General features: G+C 67.5%; 25 protein-coding genes and 1 pseudogene. 19 read left to right on the top strand and 7 right to left on the bottom strand.

Annotated elements, in window-relative coordinates; all coding sequences use genetic code 11:
* The first annotated feature begins 6 nt into the window (after positions 1-6).
* The 6 genes from QF040_RS18180 (at position 7) to QF040_RS18155 (ending at position 4,257) form a co-directional block, all read left to right on the top strand.
* On the top strand, positions 7-705 hold the full coding sequence (locus QF040_RS18180) for a hypothetical protein (protein WP_429612217.1): 699 nt from the start codon (positions 7-9) through the stop codon (positions 703-705).
* Positions 702-1,244, top strand: coding sequence for a GTP-binding protein (locus tag QF040_RS18175; RefSeq protein ID WP_429612216.1), 543 nt, complete (start codon positions 702-704; stop codon positions 1,242-1,244). The genes QF040_RS18180 and QF040_RS18175 overlap by 4 nt, the downstream gene beginning before the upstream one ends.
* A complete protein-coding gene (locus QF040_RS18170; protein ID WP_429612215.1) occupies positions 1,241-1,651 on the top strand; it encodes a roadblock/LC7 domain-containing protein in 411 nt (136 codons plus the stop codon). The genes QF040_RS18175 and QF040_RS18170 overlap by 4 nt, the downstream gene beginning before the upstream one ends.
* A gap of 47 nt (positions 1,652-1,698) precedes the next feature.
* A complete protein-coding gene (locus tag QF040_RS18165; RefSeq protein ID WP_429612214.1) occupies positions 1,699-2,058 on the top strand; it encodes a hypothetical protein in 360 nt (119 codons plus the stop codon).
* Positions 2,059-2,278: 220 nt separating this feature from the next.
* Positions 2,279-3,400: an ABC transporter substrate-binding protein gene (locus tag QF040_RS18160; protein ID WP_429612213.1), complete on the top strand. Its 1,122-nt coding sequence runs from the start codon at positions 2,279-2,281 to the stop codon at positions 3,398-3,400.
* 107 nt (positions 3,401-3,507) lie between these two features.
* Positions 3,508-4,257: a TerC family protein gene (locus QF040_RS18155; RefSeq protein ID WP_429612212.1), complete on the top strand. Its 750-nt coding sequence runs from the start codon at positions 3,508-3,510 to the stop codon at positions 4,255-4,257.
* Positions 4,258-4,305: 48 nt separating this feature from the next.
* Here QF040_RS18155 and QF040_RS18150 read toward each other — a convergent pair whose 3' ends face one another.
* Positions 4,306-5,313, bottom strand: a complete 1,008-nt coding sequence (locus QF040_RS18150; RefSeq protein WP_429612211.1) for an AraC family transcriptional regulator — start codon at positions 5,311-5,313, stop codon at positions 4,306-4,308.
* A 186-nt stretch (positions 5,314-5,499) separates the two neighbouring features.
* Between QF040_RS18150 and QF040_RS18145 the strand changes: the two genes are divergently transcribed.
* From QF040_RS18145 to QF040_RS18125, 5 genes and pseudogenes are all read left to right on the top strand, one after another.
* Entirely contained in the window at positions 5,500-6,291 is a 792-nt protein-coding gene (locus QF040_RS18145) for an SDR family oxidoreductase (RefSeq protein ID WP_429612210.1), read from the top strand.
* A gap of 33 nt (positions 6,292-6,324) precedes the next feature.
* Positions 6,325-7,563 carry a styrene monooxygenase/indole monooxygenase family protein gene (locus QF040_RS18140; RefSeq protein ID WP_429612209.1) on the top strand — a complete coding sequence of 413 codons (1,239 nt, stop codon included), beginning with the start codon at positions 6,325-6,327 and terminating at the stop codon, positions 7,561-7,563.
* Between the two features lie 14 nt (positions 7,564-7,577).
* Positions 7,578-8,810, top strand: a pseudogene (locus QF040_RS18135) (styrene monooxygenase/indole monooxygenase family protein); the annotation flags it as partial.
* Complete coding sequence (locus QF040_RS18130; protein WP_306881795.1) at positions 8,787-9,314, top strand: flavin reductase family protein; 528 nt, start codon at positions 8,787-8,789, stop codon at positions 9,312-9,314. The pseudogene QF040_RS18135 and the gene QF040_RS18130, both read left to right, overlap by 24 nt.
* Positions 9,315-9,364: 50 nt before the next feature.
* The gene (locus tag QF040_RS18125) at positions 9,365-10,585 is read left to right on the top strand and encodes a dienelactone hydrolase family protein (RefSeq protein WP_429612208.1); all 1,221 of its coding nucleotides are present in this window, start codon (positions 9,365-9,367) and stop codon (positions 10,583-10,585) included.
* Positions 10,586-10,609: 24 nt separating this feature from the next.
* Here QF040_RS18125 and QF040_RS18120 read toward each other — a convergent pair whose 3' ends face one another.
* Positions 10,610-11,641 (bottom strand): LacI family DNA-binding transcriptional regulator, encoded by a 1,032-nt coding sequence (locus QF040_RS18120; protein WP_429612207.1) that lies wholly within the window; start codon positions 11,639-11,641, stop codon positions 10,610-10,612.
* A gap of 191 nt (positions 11,642-11,832) precedes the next feature.
* Between QF040_RS18120 and QF040_RS18115 the strand changes: the two genes are divergently transcribed.
* The 3 genes from QF040_RS18115 to QF040_RS18105 are packed head-to-tail and all read left to right on the top strand — an operon-like array spanning position 11,833 to position 15,842.
* Positions 11,833-13,185 (top strand): GntP family permease, encoded by a 1,353-nt coding sequence (locus QF040_RS18115; RefSeq protein WP_307645190.1) that lies wholly within the window; start codon positions 11,833-11,835, stop codon positions 13,183-13,185.
* A 39-nt stretch (positions 13,186-13,224) separates the two neighbouring features.
* Positions 13,225-14,784, top strand: coding sequence for a gluconokinase (gene gntK, locus QF040_RS18110; RefSeq protein WP_429612206.1), 1,560 nt, complete (start codon positions 13,225-13,227; stop codon positions 14,782-14,784).
* Positions 14,785-14,831: 47 nt separating this feature from the next.
* The gene (locus QF040_RS18105; protein ID WP_429612205.1) at positions 14,832-15,842 is read left to right on the top strand and encodes a helix-turn-helix domain-containing protein; all 1,011 of its coding nucleotides are present in this window, start codon (positions 14,832-14,834) and stop codon (positions 15,840-15,842) included.
* Between the two features lie 20 nt (positions 15,843-15,862).
* On the opposite strand, the gene QF040_RS18100 is transcribed toward QF040_RS18105, so the two are convergent.
* Positions 15,863-16,288, bottom strand: coding sequence for a low affinity iron permease family protein (locus QF040_RS18100; protein ID WP_429612204.1), 426 nt, complete (start codon positions 16,286-16,288; stop codon positions 15,863-15,865).
* A gap of 203 nt (positions 16,289-16,491) precedes the next feature.
* Between QF040_RS18100 and QF040_RS18095 the strand changes: the two genes are divergently transcribed.
* Together QF040_RS18095 and map are read left to right on the top strand one after the other, a co-directional pair.
* The gene (locus tag QF040_RS18095; protein ID WP_307502368.1) at positions 16,492-16,752 is read left to right on the top strand and encodes a ParD-like family protein; all 261 of its coding nucleotides are present in this window, start codon (positions 16,492-16,494) and stop codon (positions 16,750-16,752) included.
* Positions 16,752-17,543: a type I methionyl aminopeptidase gene (map, locus tag QF040_RS18090; protein WP_429612203.1), complete on the top strand. Its 792-nt coding sequence runs from the start codon at positions 16,752-16,754 to the stop codon at positions 17,541-17,543. Before QF040_RS18095 ends, map begins: the two co-directional genes overlap by 1 nt.
* A gap of 49 nt (positions 17,544-17,592) precedes the next feature.
* Here map and QF040_RS18085 read toward each other — a convergent pair whose 3' ends face one another.
* The 3 genes from QF040_RS18085 to QF040_RS18075 all read right to left on the bottom strand — a co-directional run bounded on the left by QF040_RS18085 (position 17,593) and on the right by QF040_RS18075 (position 20,607).
* Positions 17,593-18,717, bottom strand: a complete 1,125-nt coding sequence (locus QF040_RS18085; RefSeq protein WP_306881668.1) for a 3-deoxy-7-phosphoheptulonate synthase — start codon at positions 18,715-18,717, stop codon at positions 17,593-17,595.
* Positions 18,718-18,803: 86 nt separating this feature from the next.
* Entirely contained in the window at positions 18,804-19,523 is a 720-nt protein-coding gene (locus QF040_RS18080) for a nitroreductase (protein ID WP_429612202.1), read from the bottom strand.
* Positions 19,524-19,605: 82 nt separating this feature from the next.
* Entirely contained in the window at positions 19,606-20,607 is a 1,002-nt protein-coding gene (locus tag QF040_RS18075; protein ID WP_429612201.1) for a LysR substrate-binding domain-containing protein, read from the bottom strand.
* A gap of 137 nt (positions 20,608-20,744) precedes the next feature.
* On the opposite strand from QF040_RS18075, the gene QF040_RS18070 reads away from it, so the two are divergent.
* Together QF040_RS18070 and QF040_RS18065 are read left to right on the top strand one after the other, a co-directional pair.
* Positions 20,745-21,740, top strand: a complete 996-nt coding sequence (locus QF040_RS18070; protein WP_429612200.1) for a tripartite tricarboxylate transporter substrate-binding protein — start codon at positions 20,745-20,747, stop codon at positions 21,738-21,740.
* Positions 21,741-21,784: 44 nt separating this feature from the next.
* A complete protein-coding gene (locus QF040_RS18065) occupies positions 21,785-22,324 on the top strand; it encodes a DUF4863 family protein (protein ID WP_429612199.1) in 540 nt (179 codons plus the stop codon).
* Between the two features lie 10 nt (positions 22,325-22,334).
* Here the strand turns inward: QF040_RS18065 and gcvA are convergent, their stop codons facing one another.
* Entirely contained in the window at positions 22,335-23,234 is a 900-nt protein-coding gene (gene gcvA / locus QF040_RS18060; protein ID WP_429612198.1) for a transcriptional regulator GcvA, read from the bottom strand.
* A 101-nt stretch (positions 23,235-23,335) separates the two neighbouring features.
* Between gcvA and QF040_RS18055 the strand changes: the two genes are divergently transcribed.
* Positions 23,336-24,334: a Bug family tripartite tricarboxylate transporter substrate binding protein gene (locus QF040_RS18055; protein ID WP_307645181.1), complete on the top strand. Its 999-nt coding sequence runs from the start codon at positions 23,336-23,338 to the stop codon at positions 24,332-24,334.
* The last annotated feature ends 22 nt before the right edge of the window (positions 24,335-24,356 follow it).

Genomic DNA, 24,356 nt, shown 5'->3' with positions numbered 1-24,356 from the left:
CAAGGCATGTCCGTTCTGAGAATGGGTGTCTACGGATTGCCGGCGGCCGAAACCGCCGTGATCCGGACCATCGTGCAGCTGTACGCGAGCGATCTTTCCTTTCCGTGGACCTTCGTCACCGCGCCGCCGTACGACGCGTTGCTCGTCGACGAGAGCGCGACGGCGGCCGAGCGCGCGGGCTTTGCCCGCATGGCCGGCTCGCTGCTCACGCTCACGCGCAGGAACTCCGGCAGCCATGCGCACACGCTGGAGCGGCCGATACGCGCCGACCGTCTGCAGCAATGGTTGAAGAGCACCGAGCGCACCCTGCTGGCGGGGCAGACCGTGCCATCGGACGAGCCGGAGCAGATGGCGCCGAAGATCGAGGTTTCCGAGTCGGTGCGCTTCACGCTGCGCCGCTGGCCCTCGGCCCTGCTGCTGCGCAACGACCCCGAAAAAGTGCGGATGGCCAGCCTGCTGGCGCGCCGTGCATTGAGTGCGACCGAGCTGTCCGATCTCGGCGAGCTCCCGCTGTCGCGCTGCGTCACCTTTCTTCAGACGCTGCGCTCGGCGGGCGTGCTGGAACTGCACGTGGTGCCCTCCAGCGCGCGGCCGCATGCGGACCATCTGCCGCGGGCCCAGGGGTTGTCCGCCCCGGTGCGCGGCGCGTTCGCGCGCGGCCTCATCAGCGGCATCCGCCGGCACCTGGGGCTGGGTGCGCCATGAGGGAATACAAGATTCTTTTCACCGGCACCGTGGGCGCCGGCAAGACCACGGCGATCGGGTGCGTGAGCGATGTGCCGCCGGTCATGACCGACGTGCGGAACTCCGACACGTCGATCGCCAAGGAGCGCACCACCGTCGGCCTGGATTTCGGCGAACTGACGCTGGACAACGGAGACCGCGTCCGCATGTTCGGCACGCCCGGGCAGGAGCGTTTCGCCTTCCTCTGGAAGATCCTCGTTCGCAACGCGCTGGGCCTCGTCGTCCTCATCGACAACTCGCGCCCCGATCCGCTGGCGGACCTGGCCCTCTACATGACTGGCTTTTCCGAGGCGCTGCGCACCATCCCCTGCGCCATCGGCGTGGGCCGCATGGAGACCCATCCGGTGCCCAGCCTGGACGACTACGCGCAGGCGATCGCAGGCACGGGCCGGGTGTTTCCGATCTTGAGCGTGGACGTGCGCAACAGGAGCGACGTGATCCTGCTGCTCGACACGCTGCTGATGCAACTCGAAGCCGATCTGGGAGGGGAGAACGAATGACTGTTTCACATGGCCTGTCGAAGACCGCGACCGCGCTCGCGCAGCGCGAGGCACGCAAGCTGGTCGACGAGCTGAACGGCGTGACGGCCGCGGTGATCGCCACCATCGACGGATTCAGCGTGGCCTCCGCGGTCACCGGCGACGTGGACCCCGCCCGCGTGGCGGCCATGGCCAGTTCCATCGTGGCGATCAGCGGAGTGGTCTCCGAAGAGGCGCGCCTCGGGCGCCAAAAGAGCGTGATCGTGCAGACCGAGTCTGGCTTCGCGGTTTTCTGCAGCGTGTACCGGCGCGACGTCGAACTGGTCATCAACGTGATCGCCCGCGACTCGGCCGTGCTGGCGCTGGTGTCGTACCGGGCCACGCAGCTCGCCAGGACGCTTGCCGACACGTCCCCCTTTCATGCCTGACACCTGATTTTTTTCTGACGCTTTCTTATTTTTTACTGGAGAACGAATTGGCATCCATCAAGCAAACCCTCGAAGACATCCTGTCGCTGGACGGCGCCATGTGCGCGGCCATCGTCGATTCCGCCAGCGGAATGATCCTGGGCTCCGCGGGCTCGGGCCTGGACCTGGAAATCGCCGCGGCCGGCAACACCGAGGTCGTGCGCACCAAGCTCAAGACGATGCGGGCCCTCGGGTTGAACGATGTCGTCGAAGACATGCTGATCACCCTCGGCAAGCAATACCACATCATCCGCCCCTCGATGTCCAAGGAAGGCGTGTTCATCTACGTCGTGCTGGACAAGCTGCGCGCCAACCTCGCGCTGGCGCGCCGCAAGACGCAGGACGCGGACAAGCAGCTGGATTTCTGAGCCCCGCCATCCCGCCGGCGCCGGCCAGGAACATGCCGCGAAGAATCCGCCTCCCGGGCGGCCTGTTGCTGGTAGCGCCGCATGCTGCATGCCGGCCCCACGCGCCATGGAGGCCGGTGGCTGAGTGCCTTTTCAAAAACCCAAGTGCCGCCTCATGCCTTCTCGCCAAATCCCCTTTCCTGTGAAGCCGTCTGCTTCACGGACCCGCCGTTTCCTCCTGGTGTCCGGCGTCGCCGCCTCGCTGGGGCTTGCCAGCCTGCCGGGCGTCGCCAAGGACAAGGCCGTGGAAGACGCGACCATCGTGATCGGCCAGTCGGCGCCGTTCAGCGGCCCTTCCGCGCAGCTGGGCACGGAGTTCAATGTGGGTGCGCGCGTCTACTTCCAGATGGTCAACGAGGCGGGCGGCGTCCACGGGCGAAAGATCGAGCTGCACGCCAAGGATGACGTCTACGACCCGAAGGTGACCGCAAGCAACACGGCCGACCTGCTGGAGCAGGACCGCGCCGTGGCGCTGTTCGGCTATGTCGGCACCTCCACCACCCTGGCGGCGCTGCCGCTGGCCGTGGCTGCGCAGGTGCCGTTCTTTGCACCGGTGACCGGTGCCGAGGCGCTGCGCCAGCCGTTCAATCGCGTCGTCTTCAACGTGAGGGCGAGCTATTTCGACGAGTCGGAATACATCCTCGAGCAGCTGGCGGTCACCGGTGCCAAGAACATCGCGGTGTTCCACCAGAACGATGCCTACGGCAAGGCGGGGCTCGAGGCGATGAGCAAGGCAGCGGCCAAGCGCGGCTTCCCGATCGTCGCCACCACCGCCATCGAGCGGCACAGCACCGAGGTGGCGGCCGCCGCCAAGGCGCTCCAGGCGGCGCATCCCGATGCGGTGGCGCTGATCAGCTCCTACGTGTCCAGCGCGGCACTCATCAAGGAAATGAAGAAGGCCGGGTACGCCGGGCGCTTCGTCAGCGTGTCCTTCGTCGGCGGCAAGGCACTGGCCGACGAGCTGGGCACCCTGGCCGCGGGTGTGATGGTTTCGGAAGTCGTTCCCTTTCCATGGGGCCGGGCGTCCGTGCTGCAGAACGAATATGCGCTGGCCATGCAGAAGGCCGGCGTGCCGCACATGAGCTTCGGATCGATGGAAGGATTCCTTGCCGCGAAGACGCTGGTCGAAGGGCTGCGCCGCACGGGCCGCGATCTCACGCGCGCGAGGCTTCTGGCCGCCCTGGAAACGATGAACAAGTGGGACGCGGGCGGCTTCTTCGTGTCCTTCACTCCCGACAACCACAGCGGCTCGCGCTTCGTCGAGATGACGATGATCGGCACCGGCGGGCGTTTCGTTCATTGATGGAATTACCCCGAAAACCTGCGGCCCTTCTTCGTTGCCGCATGCGCCCTCGCAGGTGAGAATCCGCGCAGCTTCGCTCTCCGGTGGGGCCGTCTGAAAGAACCCCGATGCTTGAACTCCTGACAGACCCGCAGGTCTGGATTGCCTTTGCCACCCTGACGGCGCTTGAGCTCGTGCTGGGCATCGACAACATCATCTTCATCTCCATCCTGGTTGACAAGCTGCCGCCCGACAAACGCGAGTTCGCGCGGCGGGTGGGGCTGTTCATGGCCATGTTCATGCGCATCGGGCTGCTGCTGGTGCTGGCCTGGATCGTCGGGCTGGTCGCGCCGCTGTTCTCTGTGTTCAGCCAGGAGATCTCGGGGCGGGACCTCATCCTGATCCTGGGCGGCCTGTTCCTCATCTGGAAGAGCACGACCGAGGTGCATCAGTCCCTGGAGGGTGCGCACGAGCAGAAGGCGAGCGTGGCCAAGGCGACCTTCACCTCCGTCATGCTCCAGATCATCGTGATCGATCTCGTGTTCTCGCTGGACTCGATCATCACCGCGGTCGGCATGGTGGACGACGTGCGCGTCATGATCGCCGCAGTGGTGGTCTCGGTGCTGCTGATGATGGTGTTCGCGGGCCCGATCGGGCGTTTTGTCTCGGCCCATCCCACCATCAAGATGCTGGCACTGGCCTTCCTCGTGGTCGTGGGTGTCGTGCTGGTCGCGGAGGGCTTCGACCACCATGTGCCCAAGGGCTACGTGTACTTCGCGATGGCTTTCTCGGTGGGCGTGGAGCTGCTCAACATCCGGATGCGCAAGAAGGCGTCCAAGACCGTGGAACTGCATCCGCCCCACATGCCCGGCTCCTGAATTCCGGATGCTGACCTGCCCCTCCGCCTGTGCGCAGGGGCGGGCGCATCAGGCGCCGCGCGGTCCCCGCGTCTCGGACGGCCGCTCCCCGAAGCGCGCACGGTACTGCGCCGCGAAGTGCCCTAAGTGAAGGAAGCCGTACTTCTGCGCCACCTCGCGCACGCCGGTTCCGGCGACGCCGGCCGACGACCGCAGTTCGGCCCGCACCCTGTCCAGCCGCATCTCCCGCAGGAACTCCATCGGCCCCTGCCCCGCATGCTGGCGAAACGCCAGTTGCAACGCACGCGCGCTGCATCCGACTTCCCGGCACACGTCGGCCAGCGACAGCGGCTCCTCTGCATGCGCGGCCATGTATTCCTGGGCCCTGCGCACCACGCGCGGCAATAGTCGCCGCTGCGCATCGCCAGCGAGCGCACGCGAGTGGTTGTGCCCCGCCGACATCAACAGGCTCGACATCAAGTAAGCCTCGGCATGCTCGGCCAGCGGGCTGCCAGCCTGCAGCGCATTTCCCGCATCGAGCGTCAGCCGCAAGTAGTCGATGAAATGCACCAGCGGCGCCAGCACAGGGTTGTCCAGCGGCACGCCCAGGTCGAACACCAGCGCCTGCCCGACGGGCGCCTGCAGCAGCGATTCGAGCCGCGAGAGCAGCGCGGAGCGCGCGAGCTGCACGATCAAATGCGGACTGTCGTCGGCCCAGCGCATCGAAAGCGGTTCGGTGGGCGAGGGCAGCGACGCGAGCCGCGGCGTGGCGTCCACCTGCTGCGCGCCGCAGCGGATCTCGGCGCCGCCGCGCAGCGGAATCTGCAGCAGGAAAAATTCCTGCAGGTACCCGGGGTCGATCTGCACGCCGGGCCCGTACTGCACGTAATTGAGGCTCACGTCCCGGTGCAGCCGCGCGCTGTGGTGGCAGGCGTCCAACTCGGTGCGCGGCTTGAGCATCACCAGCCCGTGCGGACAGAACACGCGGGCGACGCTTTCGCGTGCCTCGTCCATGTCGTGGCTCTCGAACAGCCGGTAGCGCTGCAGCGGCAACGAGGGGGTGGTGAGGGGTTCCATGGGGCGAAGGCACCGTAGCAAAAACCATCCCCGCCCACAATTCGGGCCACCCCTCGGAAAAACCTGCGCGGCAGGGACATCGCCTGCGTTTGCGGGATGCTCCCAAGGCCCGTCCCCTCGTAGCGTTCGCTCCACACACAGGCCCACAGGGTCTGCCCGATCGATCCACCGAGGAGAGCAAGCGTCATGTTCAACGGACTCGCAGGCAAGAGCGCCATCGTCACCGGTGGCGCCACATTGATAGGCGTGGGCGTGGTGCGTGCGCTGCACGCGGCCGGCGTGAAGGTCGTCGTCGCCGACATCGATGCCGGCAACGGCCAGGCGCTCGCCGATTCGCTCGGCGCCGGCGTGCGGTTCGTCCGCACCGACATCACCGACGACGCGCAGGTGCACGCCTGCGTCGCCGAAGCGGCCGAGCGGCACGGCGGCGTGCACTTTCTCGTCAACCTCGCCTGCTCGTATGTGGACGAGGGCTTCAAGTCGCCGCGCGCCGACTGGCTCACCTCGTTCAACGTGAACGTGGCGAGCGCGGTGGCGATGCTGCAGGCGGCGCACCCGCACATGGTGGCGGCCGGGGGCGGTGCGGTGGTCAATTTCACGAGCATCTCGTCGCGCGTGGCGCAGACGGGGCGCTGGCTCTATCCGGTGAGCAAGGCCGCGATGGCGCAGCTCACCCGCAACATGGCGATGGACCTCGCGCAGGACAACATCCGGGTGAACAGCGTGTCGCCGGGCTGGACCTGGTCGGCCGTGATGGCGCGCCTGAGCGGCAACGACCGCGCCAAGACCGACCGCGTGGCCGCGCCCTTCCATCTGCTCGGGCGCGTGGGCGATCCGGACGAGGTGGCGCAGGTGGTGCTGTTCCTGTGCTCCGACCACGCGAGCTTCGTGACCGGCGCCGACTACGCGGTGGACGGCGGCTATTCCGCCATGGGCCCCGAGCAGGCCGTGCCCGCCATTCCCCAGTTGATGGACTGACTAGCTCCTCGCGGAGCATCAAGGAGCAAAGCAATGAAGCGAATCGCCATCGTCGGCGCGGGCCAGTCGGGCCTGCAACTGGGACTCGGCCTGCTCGCGGCAGGCTACGAGGTCACCATGTTCAGCAATCGCACGGGAGAGGACATCCGCCGCGGCAAGGTCATGTCGAGCCAGTGCATGTTCGACACCTCGCTGCAGATCGAACGCGACCTGGGCCTGGACCACTGGGCGAGCGACTGCCCGACGGTGCACGGCATCGGCCTGGCCGTGCCGCACCCGGAGCAGAAAGGCGCCAAGGCCATCGACTGGGCCGCGCGGCTGAACGCGAGCGCGCAGTCGGTCGACCAGCGCGTGAAGATCCCGGCGTGGATGGACGAATTCCAGAAGAAGGGCGGCGAGCTCGTCTTCAAGGATGCGGGCATCGACGAGCTCGAAGCCTGCACGCAGAGCCACGACCTCACGCTGGTGGCGAGCGGCAAGGGCGAGATCTCGAAGCTCTTCGAGCGCGATGCGCACAGGTCGCCCTACGACAAGCCGCAGCGCGCATTGGCGCTCACCTATGTGAAGGGCATGGCGCCGCGCGAACCGTTCTCGGCGGTGTGCTTCAACCTGATTCCGGGCGTGGGCGAGTACTTCGTGTTCCCGGCGCTGACGACGACGGGGCCGTGCGAGATCATGGTGTTCGAAGGTGTGCCCGGCGGCCCGATGGACTGTTGGGCGGATGTGAAGACGCCCGCGGAGCACCTCGCGCGCAGCAAGTGGATTCTCGACACCTTCACGCCGTGGGAGGCCGAGCGCTGCAAGGACATCGAGCTGACGGACGACAACGGCATCCTCGCGGGCCGCTTCGCGCCGACGGTGCGCAAGCCCGTTGCGACATTGCCCTCCGGCCGCAAGGTGCTGGGCCTGGCCGACGTGGTGGTGCTCAACGATCCGATCACGGGGCAGGGCTCCAACAACGCGGCCAAGTGCGCCGACACGTACCTCCAGAGCATCCTCGCGCGCGGCGACGAGGCGGCCGATGCGGCCTGGATGCAGCAGACCTTCGACCGCTACTGGTTCGGCTATGCGCAGTGGGTCACGCAGTGGACCAACATGCTGCTCGCACCGCCGCCGCCCCATGTGCTCAACCTGCTCGGCAGTGCCGGCGCGGTGCCGCCGCTGGCGAGCGCCTTTGCCAACGGCTTCGACGATCCGCGCACCTTCTTCCCGTGGTTTGCGGACGCCGCGGAATCGGAGCGCTACATCGCCACCTGCGCGGCTGTCGCATAGCCCGGAGCGAAACCATGAAGCGACGCGTGGCCATCGTCGGCGCCGGACAGTCCGGCATGCAGCTCGCGCTCGGCCTGCAGCGCGCGGGGCACGAGGTGACGGTTTTTTCGAACCGCTCGGCGCGGGAGATCCTCGAAGGGCCGGTGATGTCCAGCCAGTGCATGTTCGAGACCGCGCTGCAGACCGAGCGCGAACTCGGCCTGGACGGGTGGGCGGACGAATGCCCCGCCATCGAAGGCATCGGCATCGCGGTGCGCAACCCCGAAGGCGGCAAGGCGATCGAATGGCGCGCGCGGCTCGACGGGCCGGCGCAGTCGGTCGACCAGCGGCTGAAGATTCCCGCGTGGATGGCCGAGTTCGAGAAACGTGGCGGCCAGCTGGTGCTGAAGGATGTGGGCCTCGACGACCTGGAGACCTGCGCGCAGACGCACGACCTCGTGGTCGTGGCGAGCGGCAAGGGCGAGATATCGAAGCTCTTCGAGCGCGACGAGGCGCGCTCCCCGTACGACCAGCCGCAGCGCGCGCTGGCGCTCACCTATGTGAAGGGCATGAAGCCCGCCGAGCCGCATGCGCGCGTGTGCTTCAACCTGATCCCGGGCGTGGGCGAGTACTTCGTGTTCCCGGCGCTGACCACCTCGGGGCCCTGCGAGATCATGGTGTTCGAAGGCGTGCCCGGTGGCCCGATGGATTGCTGGGCGGACGTGAAGACGCCCGAGGAACACCTCGCGCGCAGCAAATGGATTCTCGAGACCTTCCTGCCGTGGGAGGCCGAGCGCTGCACCCACATCGAGTTGACCGACGACAACGGCATCCTCACCGGTCGCTTCACGCCCACGGTGCGCCAGCCCGTCGCCACGCTGCCCTCGGGTCGCAAGGTGCTGGGCCTGGCCGATGCGGTGGTGCTCAACGACCCGATCACGGGGCAGGGCGCCAACAACGCGGCCAAATGCGCCGACATCTACCTCAAGCGCATCCTCGAACACGGCGACGCAACGTTCGACGCCGCATGGATGCAGGAGACCTTCGACCGCTATTGGGAAGGCTACGCGCGCTGGGCCACCGACTGGACGAACAGCCTGCTCGCACCGCCGAAGCCGCACCTCTTGAAGCTGCTGCAGAGCGCGACCCACATGCCCGCGGTCGCGAGCACCATCGTCAACGGCTTCGACGATCCGCGCGCCTTCGCGCCCTGGTGGTTCGATGCAGAGGAGGCCGATCGCTTCCTGGAAGCGCGGGCACGCGAAGCCGTGGTCGATCGTTTCGACCGGCGCGACTTCCGCAAGGCGCTCGGCCAGTTCAGCACCGGCGTGACCGTCATCACCACGCGAGCCATCGACGGCCGCCGCGTGGGCATGACCGCCAATTCGTTCTCGTCGGTGTCGCTCGATCCGCCGCTGGTGCTGTGGAGCCTCGCGCGGCAGGCGCCGAGCGTGGCCGACTTCACCGGTGCCAGCCACTTCGCGATCAATGTGCTCGCGGCGAACCAGCATCACCTGTCGCGGCAGTTCTCTACGCCGCAGGCCGACAAGTTCGGCGGCGTGGACTGCTGCGAGGGCACGGCCGGCGTGCCGCTGCTGGACGGCGTCATCGCCCGCTTCACATGCCGCAACGTGAAGCAGTACGACGGCGGAGACCATCTGATCTTCATTGGCGAGGTCGAGCGCTACGATCGCTTCGACGGCGAGCCGCTGGTCTTTCATTCAGGCTACTACCAGGTGACGACAAGGCACCCGGAATGCATGCAGCAGTGAGCAGCACGCGGCCCGCTTCACCACCCCACCTCATCCACGGAGCAGTTCACATGCAGCAAAAAATCCGCATCCAGGCCACCGACGGCAGCGGCAGTTTCAACGGCTACCTCGCATTGCCCAAGTCCGGCAGCGGTCCTGGCCTCGTGATCGCGCAGGAGATCTTCGGCATCAATTACACGATGCGCGAGGTGGCGGACTACTACGCGGAAGAAGGCTACGTGGTGCTGGTGCCCGATCTCTTCTGGCGCCAGGAGCCCGATGTCGAACTCGGCTACAGCGAGGCCGACTGGCAGCGCGCCTTCGCGCTCTACGGCGGCTTCGACGAGGCCAAAGGCATGGAAGACATGCAGGCCGCGATCACCGCATTGCGCCAGCGGCCCGAGGTGCAGGACAAGAAGGTCGGCGTGCTCGGCTTCTGCCTCGGCGGCAAGCTCGCGTACCTGGCGGCGTGCCGCACCGATGCGGACGTGGCCGTCGGCTACTACGGCGTGGGCATCGATGCCGCGCTAGGCGAAGCCGACCACATCAAGCGCCCGCTCACGCTGCACATCGCCGAGCTCGACAAGTTCTGCCCGCCCGAGGCGCGCGACCGCATCGTGCAGACGCTGCAGGGCCGCCCGGGTGTGTCGCTCTATGTGTACCCCGGCATGGACCACGCCTTCGCACGCAACGGCGGCGAGCACTTCCACAAGCCCTCCGCGCTGATGGCGCACGAGCGCAGCATCGCTGCGTTGAAGGGCGCGATCGGCCCGAACTACGACCTCTCGGCGCTCTGGGACAAGCACTGCGAGTACGAGTTCGGCACGCGCAACGTCGACGACACGATGGGCACCATGGTGGCCGAGCCGTATGTGAACCACATTCCGACCATGACCGGCGGCGTGGGCTACAAGGCGCTGCACGCGTTCTATACGAACCACTTCGTCAACAGCAACCCGCCCGACACCTCGCTGGTGCCGATCTCGCGCACCGTGGGCGCCTCGCAGGTGGTCGACGAGATGCTGTTCTGCTTCACGCACACGACCGAGATCCCGTGGATGCTTCCCGGCGTGGCGCCGACCGGCAAGCGCGTGGAGATTCCGCTGCTCGCGGTCATCAAGTTCCGCGGCGACAAGCTCTATCACGAGCACATCTACTGGGACCAGGCGAGCGTGCTGGTGCAGGTTGGCCTGCTCGATCCCAAGCTGCTGCCGGTTGCCGGCGTGGAGACGGCGCGCAAGCTGCTGGACGAGACGCTGCCGTCGAACACGTTGATGGAAAAAACGCGCTGACGCGGCGTCGCGTCGCCCTTCGCCTCAACTGCTGCGCCGCACCACCAGGTCGAAGCCCAGGTCGACGGTGCGCTCGGACACCGGCGCCGCGCGCATCAGCGCCAGCAGCATGCTGGCTGCGCGCCGGCCGATCTCGCGGCGCGGGGTGCGCACGGTGGTCAGCGGCGGCAGCATCTGGTCGCTGCCGCCCAGGTCGTTGAAGCCCGCAATGGCCACGCGTTGCGGCACCGGCACGCCGGTGCGCAGCGCGGCGAGCAGTGCGCCCTGGGCGAGGTCGTCGTTGCAATAGAAGATGGCGTCCACGTCGGGGTGGCGCGCGAGCAGTTCCTCGAACTGCCGGCCGCCCAGCGCGATGGAGGTCGGGCCGGGCACCAGCAGCTCGAGCGCCGGGTCGTGGCAGCCGGCCGCGCGCAATGCCTCGCGATAGCCCTCCAGCCGCATCATCACGCGCGGATCGAGCTGGCCGGCGGCATAGGCGATGCGCCGGCGGCCGCGCTGCAGCAGGTGCTCGACGATCGTGCGTCCCGCGTCCCGCTGCGAGAAGCCGACGCTGTAGACGCCGGGCGCGTCCGAGGTTTCCATCAGGTGCACGCAGGGCGTATTGCTGCGCTCGAGCATCCGCAAGGCCGCCTCGCTGCGGTCGAAGCCGGTCAGCAGCACGCCCGCCGGCCGCTGCGAGAGGTAGCTGCGCAGCAGTGCTTCTTCCTGCGCGGGGTCGTAGTGGGTCACGCCGATGAGCGACTGGAAACCATGCGGCGAGAGCGCGTCCTGCACCGCCTCCAGCAGTTCCACGAAGAGTTGGTTGGTCAGCGACGGGATCAGCACCGCCACATGCGAACTGCGCGCCGAAGCCAGCGCGCGGGCCGCCACGTTGGGCACGTAGCCGAGCTGGTCGACCGCCGCCTGCACGCGGGCCTGAAGCTCGGGCGCCACATTGCGCGCGCCGCGCAAGGCGCGCGACACCGTGATCGGGCTCACGCCGCAGGCGCGGGCCACGTCGTCGAGCGTCACCTGGCTGGAGGAACGGGGGCGGGGTCGGTCGGGGGCGTCGGCCATGGGCGATTTCTAAGGGTTATTACCAAGATTGAATTGGACAGCGCTGTCCTAGGATAGCGCTGTCCAGCCCTGCGCCGATTCGGGACAAACCCGGGCGCGCCCAGAGTGCTGTTTTTTTGGACCGCGCAGGATAGCGCTGTCCCACTCGCCGGCGGCCCCTGTTGCGGCAGCCGGTTTCAGGAGACACACACATGTTCGGAATGAGCAAAGAGGTTTTCCTGCTCGTCGACGCCCTGGTGGCGATCCTCGGGCTGATCCTTCTGATCACGCGCTGGCGCGTGCACCCCTTCATCGCGCTGACGCTGGCCGCCGGCTTCCTCGGCCTCACCTCGGGCATGCCGGTGGACCTGGTGATGAAGTCCTTCCAGGAGGGCTTCGGCGGCGTGCTCGGCTTCGTGGGCATCGTGCTCGGCCTGGGCACCATGCTCGGCAAGATGATGGCGGAGTCGGGCGGCGCCGACCGCATCGCGCGCACGCTCATCGACGCCTTCGGCAAGGAGCGCGTGCACTGGGCCATGATGTTCGCGGCCTTCCTCGTGGGCATTCCGCTCTTCTTCGAGATCGGCTTCGTGCTCCTGATTCCGCTGGTGTTCATCGTGGCGCGGCGCACCGGCGTGTCGCTGATCCGCATCGGCATTCCGCTCCTGGCGGGCCTGTCGGTGGTGCACGGGCTGGTGCCGCCGCATCCGGGGCCGCTGCTGGCCATCGGCGTGTTCGGCGCCGACATCGGCAAGACCATCTTCTACGGCCTGCTCGTCGGCCTGCCCACCGCGATGATCGCGGGCCCGATCTTCGGCAAGTACATCTCCAAGTACGTGCCGGGCGAGGCCTCGCCCGAACTGATGGAGCAACTGGCGCGCGAACCCGAGGCGCGCGAGCTGCCGGGCTTCGGCATCACGCTGGTCACGATCCTGCTGCCGGTCGCGCTGATGCTCTTGAAGACCTTTGCCGATGTGGCGCTCGACGACAAGAACATCGTGCGCCTGTGGCTGGACTTCATCGGCCACCCGATCACCGCGCTGCTGGCGGCGCTCTTGCTGTCGCTCTACACCTTCGGCTTTGCGCGCGGTTTCACCAGCAAGCAGATCATGAAGTTCGTGGACGACAGCCTCGCGCCGACCGCGGCCATCGTGCTGATCATCGGTGCGGGCGGCGGCTTCAAGCAGATGCTGGTGACCAGCGGCGTGGGCAACGCCATCGGGCACATGGCGCTGAATGCGCAGGTCTCGCCGATCCTCCTGGCCTGGCTGGTGGCGGGGCTGATCCGCATCGCGACGGGTTCGGCCACGGTCGCCACCATCACCGGCGCGGGCATCGTCGCGCCGCTCGCCACCCTGGTGCCGGGCGTGAACCTCGAATTGCTGGTGCTCGCCACGGGCGCGGGGTCGCTGATCCTCTCGCACGTGAACGACGCGGGTTTCTGGCTGGTCAAGCAATACTTCAACATGACGGTGGCCGAGACCTTCAAGACCTGGACGGTGATGGAAACGCTGATCTCGGTCGTGGCCCTCGCGTTCATCATGCTGCTGAGCATGTTCGTCTGATCGTGTTCGCCTGAATGTGATCACTTAAGGAGACAAGCCATGGGCCGCACCGTCATCGGCGTCGACATCGGAACCACCAGCACCAAGGCGGTGGCCTTCACGCCCGCGGGGCGTGTGCTGGCCCACCACGCGGTCGACTACCCGCTGCTGCAGCCCGAAGCCGGCGCCGCCGAGCAGGATCCCGAGCAGATCTTCCAGGCGGTGCTCGCGGCCATCGCGGGCTGCGTGCAGGAGAGCAAGGCCGCGCCCGCCGACGTGCTCGCCGTGTCCTTCAGCGCGGCCATGCACAGCCTGATCCTGGTCGACGGTGCGGGCGCGCCGCTGACCGCCAGCATCACCTGGGCCGACCAACGCGCTGCGCGTTGGGCCGAGCGCATCCGCGACGAATGGGACGGGCTGGCCATCTACCGCCGCACCGGCACGCCGATCCACCCGATGTCGCCGCTGGTCAAGCTGGTGTGGCTGCGCCACGAGCGCGCCGAACTCTTCGCGAGTGCGACGCGCTTCGTCGGCATCAAGGAATACGTGTTCTTCCGGCTCTTCGGCCAGTGGCAGGTCGACCATTCGATCGCCTCGGCCACGGGACTCTTCAACATCGAGCGGCTCGACTGGGACGAAGGCGCTCTCGCGCTGGCCGGCGTGCGCGCCGACCAGTTGTCGCGCCCGGTGCCGACCACCTGGCACATCGAAGGGCTCACTGCCGATGTCGCGGCGCAGTTGGGGCTTGCAACCGACACGCCCTTCGTCATCGGCGCCAACGACGGCGTGCTCTCCAACCTCGGCGTGAACGCGGTGGCGCCCGGCGAGGTGGCCGTGACCATCGGCACCAGCGGCGCGATGCGCACCGTGGTCGACCATCCGATGACCGACCCCGAGGGCCGCACCTTCTGCTATGCGCTCGCCGAGCGGCGCTGGGTGGTGGGCGGCCCGGTGAACAACGGCGGCATCATCCTGCGCTGGGTGCGCGACGAGTTCGCCTCCGCCGAGGCCGAGACCGCCAAGCGCCTGGGCATCGACACCTACGAAGTGCTCACGCGCATCGCCGAGCGCGTGTCGGCGGGCTCCGAAGGGCTGGTGTTCCATCCCTTCCTCACCGGCGAACGCGCGCCTTACTGGAACGCCGACCTGCGCGGCTCCTTCTTCGGGCTGGGCATCCACCACCGCAAGGAACACATGATCCGCGCGGTGCTCGAGGGCGTGATCTTCAATCTCTACAGCATCCTGCCGGCGGTCGAATCGATTGCCGGGCGCAGCGCGCACATCAAGGCCACGGGCGGCTTCGCACGCTCGGGCATGTGGCGCCAGATGATGGCCGACGTGTTCGACCGCGAGGTGGTGGTGCCCGAGAGCTTCGAGAGCTCGTGCCTGGGCGCCGCGGTGCTCGGGCTCTATGCGCTGGGCCATGTCGATTCGCTCGACGTGGTCGCGGGCATGGTGGGCGCCACGCACCGCCACACGCCCAATGCGAAGAACGCCGCGCTCTACCGGCAACTGCTGCCGGTGTACCTGTCGCTGCCGCGCAAGCTCGGCGAGGAATACCGGCTGCTCGCCGCGTTCCAGCAGCAGACGGCGATGCCGCCGCCGGCCCGCAAGAGCTGACGCCCGCCACCCACCGTTCATCGTTGTCGTCCGTTGGAGATTTGGTCTTGCCGAACACGATCCCGCCGGCCTCCGCCTCCCGAACGCATGCGGCCGCAGCGCGCCCGTACACCAACGCGCGCGCCCGCCCACTCGATGCGCGGCGCGGCGCGGCATCCGAGTCGGCAGTGCCTGCACCGGAGGAGACCCGGGTCACCATCCACTGCGAAACCTCCCCCGCGGCCTCGGTGCGCGGCAACGAGACGAACTGCCTGCACGAGCACGAGCTGCACCTGATCGGGGCCGCGCCGGCGCGCCTGCGCGTGGGCAGCGGCATCGACGAGGAAACCCATCGCTTTGCGCCTGGCACCGTGGTGCTGCTGGGCCCGCGGCTGCCGCACAGCCTCGTGTTCGAACACCGCCCGCTGCATGGCGCGGGCAATGCCGGCAGCCTGGTGCTGCGCTTCGGCGACGAGCCGCTGCGCCGCGGCATGGAACTGTTTCCCGAGCTTCGCGACGCGGCGCCGCTCCTGGCGCGCGCGCGCCAGGGCGTGCAGTTCGTGGGACTGAACGAAGGCATCGTTTCGCGGCTGCGGCGCATCGAGATGCTGCAAGGCCTTGCACGCTTCGCGGAATTCACCGTGCTGCTCAACGAGCTCTCGCAATGGTCCGAGTACCGGCTGCTGGCCGATGCCGCGTTCACCGACGATTCGCTGGGCGAGCACATGGCTGCAACGCGCATCCACAAGGCGCTCGACCACATCCGCGACAACTACGTGGACGAACTCTCGCTCGCCGAGGTCGGCGCGATCGTGGGCATGAGCGAGAACGCCTTCTCGCGCAGCTTCCGCCGTGCCACGGGCCAGACCTTCACCGACTTCGTGATCGGCCTGCGCGTGGCGCGTGCCTGCCGCCTGCTGGCATCGACGCGCCAGCAGGTGAGCAGCATCTGCTACGAGGTGGGCTTCAACAACATCTCGAACTTCAACCGGCACTTCAGGCGCATCAAGGGCATGACGCCGGGAGAGTTTCGCGCGGAGACTCAGAGGCCCGTCGCCTTCGCTGCCCCTGCACCATAGGCCATAGGCCGCATCCGGTCTCAGGCTTCGGTCGCGGCTTTCGTGTCATGACCGCGCCGGCGGCGCTCGGCGCTGGTGCGCTCCAGCGTGGCCTGGCTGCTCCTGGCCGCTGCTTCGCATTTCTCGTGCAGCGCGGTCAGCTCGCGGTCGGTGAGCTTCTCGATGCCCATGAATTCGTTCTGGGCGTTGGACGACCGGATCAGTTCGTCGAGCTTGGTTTGCAGCGCCACGCCGTCGCGGTTCTGGGTGTTCTGGATCAGGAACACCATGAGGAAGGTCACGATGGTGGTGCCGGTGTTGATGACCAGTTGCCAGGTTTCCGAGAAGCCGAAGAACGGTCCGGCAATCGCCCAGGCGACGACCACGGCCACGCACACCAGGAAGGTGAGCGGGCTGCCCGCGATATGTGCGGTCTTGCTGGCGAACAAGGCGAACAGGCGATCCATGAATGACGTTGCTCCTTCTTGCACGGAAGGTGCCCGCGGTGGTGCCTGGCGTGTGTCGTCCGGCGCCGCGAGAAGGTGTTCATGAAGATGCAATGGGTGTGTCGGCGCGCGCCCCTGTCGGCACAAAAAGCCCCGCTGTCTGGAGCACGCCAGGGATATACGAAGCATATATACTTTGCGTATATTTCATATAGAGGCCGCCGATGGGCATCGTAAAGATTTCAGACCTGATGCACGAGAACCTGCGCGTGGCCGGCAACGCCCTCAGCCGGTCCATCAACTCGCAGGCCGAGCACTGGATGCGCGTCGGCATGCTGACCGAGATGCACCCGGAGCTGGACTACCGCGAAGTCTGCCAACTGCTGATACAGGCTGAACTCGCGGGAGGGCTGGACATCGCCTCGGCCGTCACGGCCCAGGCCGGCAAGCCTCGCTCACCTGCGGCTGTGAACGGAAAACGCTGATGGCGCGCGACATCGTCATCAAGTCCGCCGAGGACATCGAGATGTCGCGGCGGGCGGCCCAGTTGGCCGCGGAAGTGCTCGCCATGATCGAGCCCCATGTCGTGCCGGGTGTGAGCACGGAAGCGCTCGACCGCATCTGCCACGACCACATCGTGAATGTGCAGGGCGCCATACCGGCCAACGTGGGCTACCAGGGGTATCCGAAGACCATCCTCACCTCGGTCAACCAGGTGGTCTGCCACGGCATTCCTTCGCCCGACAAGATCTTGAAGAAGGGCGACATCGTCAACATCGATGTCGCGGTCATCAAGGACGGCTGGTTCGGCGACACCAGCCGCATGTACTTCGTCGGCACCCCCAGCGTGCTGGCGCGGCGCCTGGTGGAAACGACCTACGAAGCCATGCTGGCCGGAATCCGCGCGGTCAAGCCCGGCGCGACGCTGGGCGATGTCGGCCATGCCATCCAGTCGGTCGCGCAGCGGGAGCATTTCAGCGTGGTGCGCGAATACTGCGGCCACGGCATCGGCCGGGTCTATCACGAGGACCTGCAGGTGCTGCACTACGGGCGGCGCGGGGAGGGGATCAAGCTGGAGCCGGGGATGGTCTTCACCATTGAACCGATGCTCAACGCGGGCCAGCGTGACGTCAGGCAATTGCCCGACGGGTGGACCGTCGTGACGAAGGACAGGTCCCTGTCCGCCCAGTGGGAACACATGGTGGCTGTAACGCCCGAGGGATACGACGTGCTGACGACCTGGCCCGGCGGCACGGGTAGCTACGCGCCGGTTTGAAGCCCGGCGCATGCGAAGCGCGCGGCACTCGCAAGCGCCTGCGCCAGCCTCAAGCCTTCGACAGCTTGCGCCGCGCCTTGACCGCCGAAGCCAGTCCCTCGAGCACCGGCACCGTCTGCGCAAAACCGATGCAGGCATCGGTGATCGATACGCCGTGCTTCAGCGCGACGCCGGGCTTCAAGTCTTGCCGCCCCTCTTCGAGATGGCTTTCGATCATGAGGCCCGTGATGCGATGCTCGCCGCCTGCGATCTGCGCCGCCACGTCTTCGGCGACCACGATCTGCCGCTGGTGCTGCTTGCTGCTGTTGCCGTGCGAGACGTCGATCATCACCTGCGGCCGCAGGCCGTTCGCCAGCAGCGCCTGGCAGCTGGACTCCACGTCCGCGGCCGAATAGTTGGGCGCCTTGCCGCCGCGCAGGATGACGTGGCAGTCGTCGTTGCCGCGCGTCTCGAAGATCGCGGCCATGCCCATCTTGGTCATGCCCATGAAGGCATGCGGCGCGCGGGCCGCGAGGATGGCATCGGCGGCCACCTTGACGCTGCCGTCCGTGCCGTTCTTGAAGCCGACCGGGCAGCTCAGGCCCGAGGCCAGTTGCCGATGGCTCTGGCTCTCGGTGGTGCGCGCGCCGATGGCGCCCCAGGCGATCAGGTCGGCAATGAACTGCGGGCTCAAGAGGTCGAGGAACTCGGTGCCGGTCGGCAGGCCCAGTGTGGTCAGCTCGAGCAGCAGGCGCCGCGCGCGCTCCAGCCCTTCGTTGATGGCGAAGCTGCCGTCCAGGTGCGGGTCGTTGATGTAGCCCTTCCAGCCGACGGTGGTGCGCGGCTTCTCGAAGTAGGCGCGCATCACGATCAAGAGGTCGTCCTGCAGCGAATCGGCGACCTTCTTCAGGCGCTGTGCGTATTCGATGGCCTGGTCGTGGTCATGGATGGAGCAGGGACCGACCACGACCACCAGCCGGTCGTCGCGGCCGTGCAGCACATCGGCGATCGCCGCGCGGCTGCTCTCGACCAGCGCCAGCGTGTTGTCGCGCACGGGCACACGCTCCTGCAGCAGCGCGGGGGTCATGAGCGGGCGAACGGCGCCGATGCGCACGTCGTCGATGCGGGTGGTGTCGAGCGTGCTGTCGCGGGAGCCGATTTCGGCGTCGTGGAGGGGGTCGTCGAGGCGGGGCATGGTCGTGGCTTTGATTTCGAATGGGGCTCCTGCGATTGTCCGTCCGAAGGCGGTCGCCCCAATCTCCACGCGTTTTCAGTCCCGATTCATGCCTCGGTTGCTCCGCCATCGAAGCCATGGAAGACGGTGAACGCTTCCACCGGCTCCCTCGGCATCGCGAGTTGGCGCAAGGCCGAACCCTCCTGCGCCCAGCCGAGCGACATGCCGCACACGACGGTCTGACCCTCGGGCAGCGGCAGGCATTCGCGGATGACCGGCTCGTGCCGCACGAACGACACCTGCGGACAGGTGTCGAGCCCGCGCGCTCTCGCGGCGAGCATGAATGTCTGCAGGAACATGCCGAAGTCGGCCCAGCTGTGCGGCATCAGCCGCGCATCGATCGTGAAGATGAGGCCCACCGGCGCATCGAAGAACAGGTAGTTCTGCGCCGTCTGCCGGTAGCGTGCCGCCGCATCCGCGCGGTCGATGCCCAGGGCTGCGTAGTAGCGCGCGCCGAAGTCCGCCTGCCGCGTTTTGCATGCGGCGGGCAACTCGGGTGGAAAGTGCTGCGAGGCGGGGAGTTCGTCGCGTTCGTGCGAGCGCAGCAGCGCCTCGCTGAACCGGCGCTTGGCGTCGCCTTCGAGCACGTGCACGAACCACGGCTGCGTGTTCGAGTTGCTCGGCGCGCAGCGCGCGACATCGAGCATTTCCACGATAAGCGCCTTGGGAACCGGCGTCGGCTGGAAGGCGCGAACCGCCGCGCGCGAGCGGATGACCGCGTCGACGGCGTCTCGCGCTGCGCCGTCCGTAGGGGATGCTTTCATCATGGCGCGATGCTCGCACGCAGGTGCGCGGCTGCCCATTGAAACTTGCGCAGCATGGGTATGCACGGCATCGGATTTGGGTGGGTCAGTCCTGACGCGCGCCTTGCTCGCCGCGCGTCGATTCCGCGGTTTCCGCGAGCTGTTCACGGAGCCAGACATGGGCCGGATCGTGCTCGTGCCGCCGGTGCCATATGGCGCGCAGGCTCACGTTCGCCACCTCGTAGGGCAGCGGCTTCGCATGCACGTCGCCGCGGCTTGCGAAGGCTTGTGCGAGGGGTGCCGGCACGATGGAAAGCATGTCGCTGTCCACGAGCAGATCCGGCACCGCGAGCGAATGCGGCACGGTGACGCGGTAGCGCGGACGCTGGCCAATGGCCGCGAGCGCATCTTCCAGCGCCTGCCGGTCGAACATCTCGGACTGCCGCGCCAAGCCGCGCTCGACGATGTAGCCGCTGACCGCGCCTTCCTCCTGCCCGCCGAGCGACACGGTCACCAGCGGAAATTCCGCGAGGTCCTCGACGCGCAGCCGGCGCCGCCGCAGCGGATGGCCCTTGCGCATGACCAGCACGTCTTCCTGCGTCCACACCGGGCCGCTCTGGAAGCGCGGCGGCACCTCCGCGAAGATGCCGATGGCCAGGTCGATGCGGCCCACGTCGATCTGCTCGGCGAGGTCCAGCCGGGTGGACGGCCGCACGACGAGGTCCACCGCCGGCGCGATGGCGGCCACGCGGCGGCTGAGGCCGACGAGCAGTACCGAGGTCACGTAGTCGTTCGCGGCCAGCACGAAGGTGCGCGAGGCTGTCGCGGGATCGAAGGGCTGCACGCCGAGCGTGTCGTGGATGCTGCGCAGGGCCTCCCGCAGTGGCGCGGCCATTGCGAGTGCGCGCGCGGTGGGTTCCATGCCGCGGGCGGTGCGGATGAAGAGTTCGTCCTGCAGCGCTTCGCGCAGTCGCGCCAGCGCATGGCTGATGGCGGACTGGCTCAGGTGCAGGCGCTTGCCCGCACGCAGGAGGTTCTGGTCCTCGAAGACGGCGTCGAACACGCGAAGCAGGTTGAGGTCCATGCGGTTCGGATTCACTGTGGCCATCTTTTTCTCCTCATGTTGCACGCGCTGCATTGTCGTGTTGCAGATTGATCGCTTCCAGTGACAGATGCGCGGTGGCACCGTTCGCCCATGCGTTCCTGGCGGGACATGGGCGAGACAAACAACTGGAGCAATCGATCATGGTGCATCACATTTCACGGCGGACTTTCGCAGCGCGCGCCGCGTGCCTCGTGCCGGGCGCGGCGCTGTTGCCGGCACTTGCAATCGCGCAGACCGATGCAGCGATCGGGCGGCTCTTCGTCGGCTATCCGCCCGGCGGCACACTCGACCAGACCGCGCGCCGCCTCACCGAATCGTGGCGCACGCAGGGCCGGCCGTACCTCGTGGACAACCGGCCCGGCGCCGCCGGACGCATCGCCAATGCGCAGCTCAAGCGCGAGAAGCCGGACGGCAGCGTGCTGCTGTGCACGCACACCTCGGCGATGACGATCTACCCGCACGTCTACGCCAACCTCGCGTACGACCCCGCGAAGGATTTCAGGCCCGTCGCATTGCTGGCCTCGGCGACCTGCGTGCTGGCCGTGAGCACGGCCGTGCCGCCTGAAGTGAAGACGCTGGCCGACTACGTGCGCTGGCTCAAGAAAACGGAGACGGGTCGCACCTACGCATCGCCCGCGGCCGGCTCGCTCGCGCAGTTCCTGGGCTATCGCTTCTCGCAGGCGGCCGGCGTGCCGCTCACGCACGTGGCCTATCGCGGTTCCGCGCCCGCGGTGCAGGACCTGCTCGGCGGTCAGATCCCCGCCTACATCGGTTTCGTGGGGGACTTTCTCCAGTACCTGGAGGGCGGCAAGCTGCGTCTCCTGGCCGCGAGCAGCGAGCGCCGCTCGCGCTTCTTGAAGAACGTGCCGACCTTTGCGGAGCAGGGCTTCGACAGCGTGACCGGGCTCGAGAGCTATGGCGTCTACGCGCCCGCCGCCACGCCGGAGAAAACCGTGGCGACGCTCGCCGAAGCCACGCAAACCGCATCGCGCGACAGCACGCTCATTGCAGGCCTGTCGCAGATCGGGCTGGAAGCCGCCTACCTTGGGCCGGCCGAATGCACTCGCCTCATCGCCACCGAGCGGGAGCGATGGAAGCCGGTGGTCGCGGCCTCCGGCTTCCGGGCCGACGAGTGAAGCAGCCAAGAAGAACTCTCGAAGCAAAAAAGGTAAAACCATCCATGACCGACCAGGAACAACTGATCGAAACCAGCCTCCCGTTTCTCGCGGAAATCCAGAACATGACCACGGGGACCGAGGTGGAGCAATGGCTCAACGCCACGTATCCACCGGGCTCGCCGCTTTATGACGAGCTGGCCAGGCTGGTGAAGGCCGGCGTGCGCGACGGCTGGGCTGCGAATGTCGAGATCCAGGGGCGCAAGTACCGGCGCGCGCGGCTGTGCGACCCGTCGGCGCGCACGTTCAACTTCAGCATCACCGCGGTCTACATGGACAGCGCCGACAACACGCAAGGCAACCCCGAAGAGAGCTTTCGCGGCGACTACCACGCGCACCCCTACGGCGAATTCAACATGGTGGTGCCGCTCAATGACGGCGCCGCGCTGGCGGGTCCCAACGGATGGTGCTACGGCGGATGGACCGCGCCCGCGCCGGGGAGCCATCACTATCCGGAGGCGAAGAACGGGGCTGTCATCGCGCTGTTCTATCTGCCGGCGGGTCGGATTTCCTACGACATGAAGGCGCCGGGCATCTCCTCGTAGCGCAGGTCGCTCAAGCCTCGCTGGTCGCGGCTTCCGCTGCGATCCAACTCTCGAAATCCCGCACCCGCTGCGGCACCGGCCGGTCCGCGCGCCAGGCCATGAAGTAGCCGCCCTCGGTGGGAACGCGCAGGTCGAAGGGCGCGATCAGCCGGCCGCTGGCGAGGTCGTCGCGCACGAAGGCGAGCAGCCCGACCATCACGCCCAGTTCCTCGGCGGCCGCCTGGTAGGCCATGGCGGCGTTCTCGAACTGCAGGCCTCGCCGCGTGTCGATGCCGGGCGCGCCGGCCGCCGCAAGCCAGGTCTGCCAGTCGTGCGGCCGGTTGAGCGAACTGAGCAGCGCCTGGTGCGCGAGGTCGCTCGGCTGCTCGAGCGGCGGTTCGCGGCGCAGCAGCGCCGGCGCGCACACCGGCAGCAGCGTTTCGCGGAACAGCAGCCGGTAGCCCGGGCCGACCGGCGGGCTCGGCTCCGAATGAATGCTCACGTCGATGTCGTCGCGGTCGAAGTCGGTCGGCTTGTGCGACGTGGTGATCTGCACATCGATGCGCGGATGCAGCGCATGAAAGCGCGCGAGCCGCGGAATCAGCCAACGGATCGCGAAGGTCGGCGGCAGCTTGATGCGCAGCAGCCATTCGTCGGGGCTTTGCTGCTGCAACTGACGGGTGCCGTGCTCGATCTGGTCGAGCGCCACCCGCATGCTCGCGAAATAGCGCTCGCCGGCGGGCGTGAGCCGGATGCCATGCCGTCCGCGCTCGAAGAGCTGCACGCCGAGCCAGTCTTCCAGCGTGGCGATGTGCCGGCTGACGGCGCCCTGCGTCACGAACAGTTCCTGCGCGGCGCGCGTGAAGTTGCCGCAGCGCGCCGCCGCCTCGAAGGCGCGCAGGGCGTTGAGCGGGGGGAGTTTGCGTGTCATGGGGTATGAAGTTTACTCATGCCTGCATGCCTTTATTGTGATTGCGAGGCGGGCAGGTCGAGGCATAGCATGCGCTCATTACAAAGACAGGAGACACCGCCATGACGATGAAGAAACTGCATGCCTGCATGCGTTCTTGCCTGATGACCGCCGTGCTGCTCGGCGCGCACGCCGCCGCCTCGGCCGACGACGCGGCCGTGAAGAACTATCCCTCGCAGCCCATCAAGCTGATGGTGCCGTGGCCCGCGGGCGGCGGCGTGGACACCACCGCGCGCATCGTGTCCGAGCTGCTCGGCCATCGCCTCGGCCAGCCCTTCGTGGTGGACAACCGCGCAGGGGCGGGCGGCAACATCGGCACCGAGCTCGCGGCGCGGCAGAAGCCCGATGGCTACAACCTGCTGATGTCCTCGATCAGCCCGAACGCGGTGAACATCAGCCTGTACACCAAGCTCGGCTTCGATCCGGTGAAGGACTTCGAGCCGATCGTCTACGTCTCGGCCGTGCCCAACATCCTCGTGGTGCCGGCCAACTCGCCGTTCAAGACCGTCAAGGACGTGATCGATGCGGCGCGCGCGAACCCGGGCAAGCTCAACTACGGCTCGGGCGGCATCGGCTCGTCGCAGCACCTGGCGGCGGTGCAGTTCGCCGCGGCCGCGAAGATCGACATCGTGCACGTGCCCTACAAGGGCACCGCGCCGGCCGAGGCCGACCTCGCGGCGGGCCATGTGTCGCTGATGCTCGACACCACGACCTGCCTGCCCTTCATCGCCGGCGGCCGCATGCGCGCGCTGGCCGTGGCCTCCAAGATGCGCAACCCCGCGCTGCCCGATGTGCCGACCTTCGACGAGGTGGGCCTCAAAGGCGTCTACGCCTCGTCGTGGTACGGCCTCTCGGCGCCGGCCGGCACGCCGCGTCCGATCATCGACAAGCTCAACGCCGAGGCCAATGCGGTGCTCAAGTCGCCCGAGCTGCACAAGCGCATGGCCGCCTTCGGCGCCGAGGTCGGCGGCGGCACGCCCGAGGACTTCGGGCGCTTCATGGCGAGCGAGACCAAGCGCTATGCGGAGATCGTGCGCATCTCCGGCGTGAAGCTCGACTGATCACTCCTTCATTTCTTTCTTT

It is taken from the genome of Variovorax sp. W2I14 (genome assembly GCF_050435205.1).
In the GTDB taxonomy this organism is placed as follows: Bacteria; Pseudomonadota; Gammaproteobacteria; order Burkholderiales; family Burkholderiaceae_C; genus Variovorax; species Variovorax paradoxus_C.
The sequence above is the reverse complement of the archived record's forward strand: the minus strand, read 5'-3'. Positions and strand labels throughout refer to the sequence as shown.